Genomic DNA, 2,739 nt, shown 5'->3' with positions numbered 1-2,739 from the left:
GGGAGGGACCCGGGGGCGCACGGCGGGCGCACGCCGCCGGGACGGGCCCCCCGGGGCACGACGGTGCGCGGGGTACGGGTGACCGGTGCATGCCCGCTTGGGGGCCGGGAGGCGACGGGTACGATCACCGCCGAACGGCGGCGGCGAGGCCGAGGGACGACGAGGGACAGGGGCGGGACGATGAACGACGCACGTCGGCGGGACACCGGGGAGACCACGGACACGATCGACCCGGCGCGGACGGCTCCCGGGGGGAGCCGGCGGCCCACGGGGCGCCGCGGCGCGTTGCTCGCCGGTGCCCTGGTCACCGCCCTGTGCGCGGCACTGACCGGCTGCTCGGACGAGTTCCGGGAGGCCGTGGACGACGCGCTGAACGAGTCCCTGCCCGAGGAGAGCGGGACCGGCGGCTCCGGGGACGGCTCGATCTCCGATCGACTGCCCGGCATGCCCACCGTGGAGGAGGGGAAGCGGCAGCTCTCCGAGTTGACCGTCGCCGAGCCCGGCTCGATGGCCGGCTACTCGCGCGAGGCCTTCCCGCACTGGATCACCGTGAACGGCTGCACCACCCGACAGATCGTGCTGGAGCGCGACGGCACCGACGTGGTGACCGACGACCGCTGCCAACCAACCTCCGGCGAGTGGTTCAGCCCCTTCGACAACGTCACCCTCACCGAGGCCGGGGACGTGGACATCGACCACATGGTGCCGCTGGCCAACGCCTGGCGCTCGGGCGCCGACTCCTGGACCGACGAGCAGCGCCGGGAGTTCGCCAACGACCTGGAGAACCCGCAGCTCATCGCGGTGAGCGCGAGCTCCAACCGCTCCAAGGGCGACCAGGCCCCGGGCGACTGGGAGCCGGTCGAGGAGTACTGGTGCGAGTACGGCTTGGCCTGGACCGCCACCAAGCACGCCTGGGATCTGACGATCACCGCGGACGAGCAGGCGATGCTGACGGAGATGCTCGACACCTGCACCGGCTGAGCCGGTCGGCCGAGGGGCGGATCGGGCGTCCGGTCCGCCCCCGGGACGTGCCCGCCGTCGGGCTCACTGCTGCGAGGGGTACCGCTCCGCGCGGTCCAGCGTGGCCGTCAGCCGCTCCCAGCGCTCGGCCGCCTCGGGGGTCGGGCCCACGGTGAAGTCCGCCGGGTCGAGGAAGTCCAGTCGCTCCCGCGTGGCCGGGTCCAGGTCCCGCCACGCCGCCTCATCCTGCGGTGACCGCGCCACAGTCATTGCACACCCAGTTGCCGTTGTTCAGCCTGCGTCCGTCGGCCGAGCCGCACGATGGACATCGCATCAACCGCCCCCTCACGCACCCGAGCCGCCGGGAAACCGACTGTAGCGCGAGGGGCGCCCCGCCGGCAGACCCCGAGACCGTGACGGGAACGGCCGTGACGTGTTCTCAACACCCGGGACACACACCCGCGCACCGGCGCACCCCCGACGGGTCCGAACGCGCCCCGGCGCCCCCGTTCCGGGCGGAACGGGGGCGCCGGGGCGGACGGTCAGCCGATCCGGGTGAGGCGGGGGCCGAAGCCCGGCTCGGTCAGGTCCTCTCCCAACTCCACGGGCACCTCGACGGCCCCGTCGCCGTCGCCGACCGTGAGCACCCCCACCCCGGTGCCGGCGGGCGCCTCCGAGGGCACCTCCCCGGCCTCCAGGTTCAGCTCCACCGTCAGCCCGGCCCACCCCACGGCGGGGACGTCCTCGGACACGACGATCGGCGTGCGGCCGCCGAGCCGGTCGTCCACGTACCCGACCACCGTCCCGGCCTCCAGCACGCTCTCGGTGACCAACTGCTCCTGCGCGAAGCGCATCAGCGCGTCACCCGCGCTCACCGCACCGGTCCGGATGGAGTTGTCCGAGGGGTGCGGGGGCTGGGTCAGCACGGCGCCGATGATCAGCATCGCCTCCCCGTCCACCTCCTGCCGCGCGGCGAACAGGAAGTTCCCGCCGGCCTCGGTGCGGCTGCCGGTCTTGATGCCCACCACGCCGTTGACCGGCACCAGGTAGTTGCCGTTGGAGTAGGAGTTGCCGTACTGGTCGGTGAAGCCCGAGACGCCGACGATCTGCCGGAACACCGCGTCGCGCATCACCGCGCGCCCCAGCTTCACCTGGTCGGCGGCGGTGCTGACGGTCGTCATCTCGTACCCGCTGGGGTCGGTGTAGACGGTGTCCTCCATGCCCAGCTCGGCCGCGGCCTCGTTCATCTTCTCGACGAACGCCTCCTGCGACCCGGCGTCCCACCGGGCCAGCAGCCAGGCCACGTTGTTGCCCGAGGCGATCATCAGCCCCTGGAGCGCCTCGCGCTGGGTGATGGTGTCCCCGGCCCGCAGGTCCACCACGGAGTCGCCGCGCGTCTCCCCGAGCGCGTAGTCGTCCTGGGCCCGCTGATCGATCGGGATGGACTCGCCGTCCTCGTCCGGCCCCATGGGGTGGTCGCGCAGGATCACGTAGGCGGTCATGGTCTTGGTGACGCTGGCGATCGGGACGGGCGTCTGCTCCCCGAACGTGCCGAAGGTGCCCACGCCGTCCACGTCCAGCGCACCCTGTCCCGAGGCCGGCCAGGGGACATCGGCGGCGGTGCCCTCGAAGGTGTACCGGTCGGTGACCGTGATCACCGCCTGCGGCAGCGGCAGCGGACGCAGCAGCTGCGCCACCACCAGCAGAATGCCCACCAGCACCACCAACGGGGACCAGATCTTGATCCGGCGCAGCAGGGTGCGCAGGGGGGTGGGCGGC

4 protein-coding genes are annotated in these 2,739 nt (G+C 73.1%); 1 reads left to right on the top strand and 3 read right to left on the bottom strand.

Translation table 11 applies throughout. From position 1 onward, the window contains the following. Nucleotides 1-180 precede the first annotated feature (180 nt). Nucleotides 181-981 carry an HNH endonuclease family protein gene (locus tag FOE67_RS22085; RefSeq protein ID WP_182666593.1) on the top strand — a complete coding sequence of 267 codons (801 nt, stop codon included), beginning with the start codon at nt 181-183 and terminating at the stop codon, nt 979-981. A 63-nt stretch (nt 982-1,044) separates the two neighbouring features. On the opposite strand, the gene FOE67_RS22080 is transcribed toward FOE67_RS22085, so the two are convergent. The 3 genes from FOE67_RS22080 to FOE67_RS22075 all read right to left on the bottom strand — a co-directional run. Next, nucleotides 1,045-1,230, bottom strand: coding sequence for a hypothetical protein (locus tag FOE67_RS22080; RefSeq protein ID WP_143618254.1), 186 nt, complete (start codon nt 1,228-1,230; stop codon nt 1,045-1,047). Further along, nucleotides 1,202-1,294 (bottom strand): primase-helicase zinc-binding domain-containing protein, encoded by a 93-nt coding sequence (locus tag FOE67_RS30675; RefSeq protein WP_368733042.1) that lies wholly within the window; start codon nt 1,292-1,294, stop codon nt 1,202-1,204. Before FOE67_RS30675 ends, FOE67_RS22080 begins: the two co-directional genes overlap by 29 nt. 208 nt (nt 1,295-1,502) lie before the next feature. Next, a partial coding sequence (locus FOE67_RS22075; protein WP_182666592.1) for a D-alanyl-D-alanine carboxypeptidase family protein occupies nt 1,503-2,739 on the bottom strand: 1,237 nt, incomplete at its 5' end.

Origin of the sequence: Streptomyces calidiresistens (assembly GCF_014141525.1) — a bacterium.
Lineage (GTDB): Bacteria > Actinomycetota > Actinomycetes > Streptomycetales > Streptomycetaceae > Streptomyces > Streptomyces calidiresistens.
The sequence above is the reverse complement of the archived record's forward strand: the minus strand, read 5'-3'. Positions and strand labels throughout refer to the sequence as shown.

What these genes read in the sequence shown, in the direction of transcription:
- FOE67_RS22085 (WP_182666593.1), top strand. Translation starts at nt 181, where the DNA reads ATGAACGACGCACGTCGGCGGGACACCGGGGAGACCACGGACACGATC.
- FOE67_RS30675 (WP_368733042.1), bottom strand. Translation starts at nt 1,294, where the DNA reads ATGCGATGTCCATCGTGCGGCTCGGCCGACGGACGCAGGCTGAACAAC.
- FOE67_RS22080 (WP_143618254.1), bottom strand. Translation starts at nt 1,230, where the DNA reads ATGACTGTGGCGCGGTCACCGCAGGATGAGGCGGCGTGGCGGGACCTG.